The organism is Sulfurovum sp. bin170, assembly GCF_010892395.1.
Lineage (GTDB): Bacteria > Campylobacterota > Campylobacteria > Campylobacterales > Sulfurovaceae > UBA1140.
Genome location: NZ_JAACKB010000050.1, coordinates 1 through 5,465, shown reverse-complemented (window position 1 = coordinate 5,465; position 5,465 = coordinate 1). Strand labels below are relative to the sequence as shown.

The window sequence follows — 5,465 nt, the reverse complement described above, 5'->3', positions numbered from 1 at the left end:
TATTTTTTTGGAAACGGAGAGTTTACTCCCGAACAGCGGAGGCAGAGCCTTCCGATTCCAAGTTTCCCAAGTTATAATTCCTTAATTCATTGGCATTGGTGTAAACACGCCGATTCCGAAAATGCAGATTGCATATAAGTAACCGATGGCTTTAGCCTAACTCCTCCAAAAGCTTCTTAGCAATAATCGTCCAATCATAATTATCTTTGACTATTTTATTGAGTTCATTTTTATACTTTTGAGAAATCGCTATCGCATGGGGAAGATTCTTCTCCAAAGAGTCAATCAAATATCGCTTATCAGAAGAGAGTTTCATATACTCTGCCTCCTCTTTGCTCATCACTTGACTGGCATCATCTATCATCACTTCCATTCCACCAAAGTAGGTTCCCATTGGGAAAGATCCACTAGCCATCGCTTCGAGGAATACCAAAGGCCCTGCCTCTTTTATCAGTGAGGGGAAGATGGCAACATCACAACAAGGGAATAGGTATTGCAGTTCATTGTGCGTGAGATAGCCTGTGAAGATTATATTTTCAGGTTTGAGATACCTGTTTGCTTTTTCAAAATACTCATCAAGTCTATTTTGCTCTTTTAGCTGTTGGAAATAATCTTTTATCTCGATATACTCCTCATCTCCAATCAGCTCCAGAGTGGCTCCCCACTCTATTATATTCTCAACAAGTTTTCTTTTGTTGTGTTTGATTGCCCATAAAAATACCTCTTTGACCTCTCGGATAGGTCCATGTCCAACCACTATTAGTTTGGTATTTGGCTCTTTTTCCAAGACAAAAGGCAGAGAGGTGACCAGTGCATGAAGCCCTTTATTGGCGATAAATCTTCCTACAAAAAGTAGAACTTTATCTTTTTCCCAATTAATCCCCTCCAGTTTCTCTATAATATCTCTATCAATCGCTTTTGGCGTATATCTATTATACTCTTTAATAAGAGAGATAAGCTCCTCTTTGGTCAAATCTTCATGCAGAGTGCTTTGGAATGCTTCGGTAATCTCTAAACTTTTACCTTTGTGGTCAATCTCTATCTGATTTTTCAAAAGAGCGATACTCTCTCTTCTATCATCAACCAAATCAAAGAGACTAATATCAACCCCAAGTCTTAGAGTAGAGAGTTTATCGTTAAGATTCTCTATATCATCTCCAAATGTCTCATTGAGCCTATGGGTCATCTCTTTTCCGATAACAAAGATTTTTTTGGCATCACTAAACGCACTCTGTGCATAGTCATAAAATCTTTTCTGTCTCTTCACCGCATACTCTAATGCACTTCCATGAGGCATAATCGCAAAATCTATATCGGTCTCTTGATAAACCCTCTGGGCTACAACCGACATCAAAACAGCATGATTGGCAAGAATAGACTCGATAGCGTATTTCTCAACAACCTGTTTGAGAACATTGGCATTATAGGAGATATAATGCTCCACCTCTTCGTCAGACAAATCAACCATAGGAATTACATTAGAAAACTCCTCATACGAGTCCCAAACATAAACAGGCAGAGTATCTCCCAAAACAGGCTTGTGCATAATACATCTGCCCTCATACGGAGTCTCCCTATCTAAAGCCTCTTCAATCTCACCATTGGGGTGATATTTGTAAACCGTTGAGATAAAATCATAAATCTCTGGATGATTTTCTTGACACATTAGATGCACATCTTTTCCACTTTTGCACATCGCTTTAATAATCGCTCTTGTCCAGAGATTACTTCCTGAACCTTCCAGTAGATAACCATGTAGTATTATCATTGAGATACCTTTCTTTTGTTACAATATTCATTTGGAATCGGAAGGCTCCTGCTCCATTTTTCGGGCGTAAACGCTCCGTTTCCGAAAGTATAAAAAGCTTAAGGAATCTCCAAACAACAAATCTACCCATTTTACAATTCCTAATTCATTTGGAATCGGAGGCTTCAGCCCCGAACATGACGAGGCTAAAGCCATCGGTTCCAATTTAACCTAAATCAGCCCCAAGACTACAACCCTCTATCTTATCCACACGCCCTGCATGTCGTCCACCCTCAAACTCGGTATCACAAAAAGCATCTATCATGCTCTCTACTACACCTCTACCCACCACTCGTTCACCAAAACATAAGATATTGGCATCGTTATGAGCTCTAGTCGCCATAGCTGTATAGGCATCATGACAGAGACCTGCTCGGATACCTGCTACTTTATTGGCAGAGATAGATATACCAATACCAGTACCACAGATAAGAATACCAAAACTACCCTTGTCAGAGATAACAGCATTGGCACATTTTTTGGCAAAATCTGGGTAGTCAACTCTATCAGCAGAGTCTGGTCCAAGATCGATAATCTCATGACCTTTTGAAATCACATACTCTTTGGTAAACTCTTTTAGTGCATATCCTGCGTGGTCTGTTGCTATATAAAATTTCATTTTCTCTCCTCCTTTCGGGGCTAAAGCCTCCGACTCCAATTAGTATCTCGGCTCTTCATGCTGTAAATCTTCAACAAATGTCCCTACTCTATCCCATCGAATCTTATAACTATCCCAATCAATTGACATATATATAAACCACGGCTTACCTATTATCAACTTATACGGTACAGAGCCCCAAAAACGGCTATCATTAGAGTTGTCTCTGTTATCTCCAACCATATAGTAGTTACCCTTTTCTACCTTTTTATAGAGTGCATTGGCAGGTTTTTCATTAACTCTTAAAACCTCACCATCTAACTCTTTGACATAAATTGGTGACATATCTATACCATCTGTTCCATAAACATAACCTCTCATAAGAAGTCTAAATATTCTCTCATGATTATCTGGTTCATATTGAATCCCTGGGAACTTATCCATATATGGATTGTCTACCCAAAGTTTTCCATTAAACTTTTTAATTTTATTGGCTGGATAGTTTTTTGTAATATACTCATCTCCTTCTGAAAAGTGAATATAGAGATGTTTATCTTGGTATACTATCTCATCACCACCTGTCGCGATACATCGTTTTACATAGTGAATCTTATTATCATCAGGAAATAAGAATATAACTATATCTTCTCTTTGGGGTTTATCTCCCTCTATCAAGTGTCCATTGTCATTGAAATCAGGAACTATAGGAATCTGTAGCCATGGAAGTGTGGGTATAGTTATACCATAAGAGAATTTTTTGGCAAAGAGAAAATCACCTATATGCATGGTTCGTTTCATAGAACCTGATGGAATGACAAATGATTGAATCACAAAAAATATAAGGAAAAGTACAATAATAATAGTACCAGTCCAAGTGCTAGAGAATCTATGAAAAGCTTTTAAAAATCTCATTAGGAACGCTCCCCAAACTGTTTTGCTGATTTTAGTGTGTTTTCAAGAAGCATAGCAATAGTCATAGGTCCTGCTCCTCCTGGTACTGGTGTAATATATGAACATTTTGGGCGTACAGCGTCAAAATCAACATCACCAACCAAAGAGCCATCATCCAGACGATTGATACCAATATCTATCACTACTGCACCCTCTTTTATCATATCTGCTTGAATTAAATGTGGGACACCTACACCGACTATCACTATATCAGCCTCTCGTGTATGCCGTGCCAAATCTTTTGTATATATATGTGCTACAGTTACTGTTGCATTAGCATTTATCAGTAAAGATGCCATAGGTTTCCCCACAATATTACTAGCTCCAACTACCACAATATCTTTGCCCTCTAGCGATATATCATACTCCTCAAACATCTTCATAACACCAAGTGGAGTACAAGATACAAAACTATCTAGATTAGTTACCATTCTACCAACATTATAAGCATGAAAACCATCTACATCTTTTTTGGGGTCTATAACCTCTAAAATTTTGTTCGTATCAATATGCTTTGGCAACGGAAGCTGAACCAAGATTCCATGAATATGAGGATTATTGTTCATCATAATAATAATCTCTATTATCTCATCTTGACTAATCGTGTTTGGCATTTTATGAGTGATAGAGTAGAACCCCACAGCCTTACACGCCTTCTCTTTCATAGAAACATAAGCGTGACTTGCAGGGTCATCACCGACAATAACTACGGCAAGACCAGGAACAATATTTTTTTCAGTTTTAAGTATCTCTACCTCTGCATGAACAAAGTTTTGAACTTTTTTAGACAAGGTTTTTCCATCAATAAGTTGCATTCTTTTCTCGTTTTGATAATTTTTCGCTATTATATCAAAAAATCTTTATTAAGAGGTATTATTTATTGTGAGACTACTACTACTTCTACTACCACTCTACCTGCTATCTGACACCAATGCAACTATAGAAGATGATAATATGAGTTCTGAAAACACTACAGAGACAGCTGATAGCTTTCTATTGGAAGTTGAGTATGGGGAGATGTTATATGATAATCCAAGAGGTATCTCATGTAGCAAATGCCATGGAAAAGGGGGCAAAGGTGGTCAAAAGATTGCTAAATATTATGACCAATATAAAAATCCAAAGATTTTAAAGGGATTAGATATTACAGGGTACTCGTTCGAGGAGCTAAAGGCAAGTCTAAAAAACCGATATAGAGATGAGAACAATCGTCGAGTTAGACATAAGATAATGCCCATGTACTACTTAACAGATGAAGAGGTTAAAGCTATCTATAGTTATCTCCAAGATGTCAAAGAAAAATAAGAGATGAATATAAAAAAGAAAAACTTTACACTAGTACTCTCTGGTGGTGGTGCTTTAGGGATTGCACATCTTGGAGTATTAGCTGATTTAGAAAAAGATAGTATCCTCCCCAAAGAGATTATAGGTACAAGCATGGGTGGAATTATTGGAGCATGTTTTGCTATAGGGATGAGAGAGAAGGAGATACATAAATATATAGAAGAGTTTTCAGCTGTCTACAAGTGGATAAGCTTCTCATTCTCTGGCAATGCTATTGTGGAGAACCGTAAGATAGAGAATATTTTTGAAAATATCTTCAAAGATAAGAAGATGAGAGATACCACTATCCCACTTAAACTCATCGCCACCAACTTGCTCAATGGACATAAAAGAGTTTTTTGTTCACAAGATGATATATATATAAAAGATGCCATATTGGCGACTATGGCAATTCCTGGCATATTTGATGAACATATCATAGGAGGAGAGACCTATGGTGATGGGTTTCTATGTGAAAATTTGGGTATCAATGAGGCTAGTTTTGATGATATTTTAGCTGTAGATGTTATGGGAGAGAACTCTTTTCAAAAAGAGATGCCAGATAACTTTTTTAAAACAAGTAATGTTTTAGAGATGTTTGAGAAGTCTATGCGACTGCTTATCTATAATCAGACACAAACACATATAAAAAATAGTAATAAGAATATTTTACTACTAGAGCCTGAAACCAAAGATTATAAAACTTTTCACTTTCATAAAGTAGATGAGATTAGGGCTTTGGGATTGGAACTTTTAAATTAGCTTGGAATCGGAGACTTCAGTCCC

At 37.2% G+C, this 5,465-nt stretch carries 6 protein-coding genes; 2 read left to right on the top strand and 4 right to left on the bottom strand.

All coding sequences use genetic code 11. The features are described 5' to 3' along the window. Window positions 1-151: 151 nt before the first annotated feature. The 4 genes from GSY74_RS01145 to folD form a co-directional block, all read right to left on the bottom strand. Window positions 152-1,768 carry a glycosyltransferase gene (locus tag GSY74_RS01145; RefSeq protein ID WP_164663262.1) on the bottom strand — a complete coding sequence of 539 codons (1,617 nt, stop codon included), beginning with the start codon at window positions 1,766-1,768 and terminating at the stop codon, window positions 152-154. 205 nt (window positions 1,769-1,973) lie between these two features. Further along, window positions 1,974-2,426, bottom strand: coding sequence for a ribose 5-phosphate isomerase B (gene rpiB / locus GSY74_RS01140; RefSeq protein ID WP_164663261.1), 453 nt, complete (start codon window positions 2,424-2,426; stop codon window positions 1,974-1,976). Window positions 2,427-2,465: 39 nt separating this feature from the next. Next, window positions 2,466-3,317: a signal peptidase I gene (lepB, locus tag GSY74_RS01135; protein WP_164663260.1), complete on the bottom strand. Its 852-nt coding sequence runs from the start codon at window positions 3,315-3,317 to the stop codon at window positions 2,466-2,468. Further along, window positions 3,317-4,171 (bottom strand): bifunctional methylenetetrahydrofolate dehydrogenase/methenyltetrahydrofolate cyclohydrolase FolD, encoded by an 855-nt coding sequence (folD, locus tag GSY74_RS01130; protein ID WP_164663259.1) that lies wholly within the window; start codon window positions 4,169-4,171, stop codon window positions 3,317-3,319. The genes lepB and folD overlap by 1 nt, the downstream gene beginning before the upstream one ends. 67 nt (window positions 4,172-4,238) lie before the next feature. Between folD and GSY74_RS01125 the strand changes: the two genes are divergently transcribed. Beyond that, a complete protein-coding gene (locus GSY74_RS01125) occupies window positions 4,239-4,661 on the top strand; it encodes a c-type cytochrome (RefSeq protein WP_370518754.1) in 423 nt (140 codons plus the stop codon). A gap of 3 nt (window positions 4,662-4,664) precedes the next feature. After that, on the top strand, window positions 4,665-5,441 hold the full coding sequence (locus GSY74_RS01120) for a patatin-like phospholipase family protein (protein WP_164663258.1): 777 nt from the start codon (window positions 4,665-4,667) through the stop codon (window positions 5,439-5,441). Window positions 5,442-5,465: the final 24 nt, after the last annotated feature.

Bases quoted from the DNA above. Each gene is read 5' to 3' on its own strand.
- GSY74_RS01145 (WP_164663262.1), bottom strand. From the start codon at position 1,768: ATGATAATACTACATGGTTATCTACTGGAAGGTTCAGGAAGTAATCTC.
- rpiB (WP_164663261.1), bottom strand. From the start codon at position 2,426: ATGAAATTTTATATAGCAACAGACCACGCAGGATATGCACTAAAAGAG.
- lepB (WP_164663260.1), bottom strand. From the start codon at position 3,317: ATGAGATTTTTAAAAGCTTTTCATAGATTCTCTAGCACTTGGACTGGT.
- folD (WP_164663259.1), bottom strand. From the start codon at position 4,171: ATGCAACTTATTGATGGAAAAACCTTGTCTAAAAAAGTTCAAAACTTT.
- GSY74_RS01120 (WP_164663258.1), top strand. From the start codon at position 4,665: ATGAATATAAAAAAGAAAAACTTTACACTAGTACTCTCTGGTGGTGGT.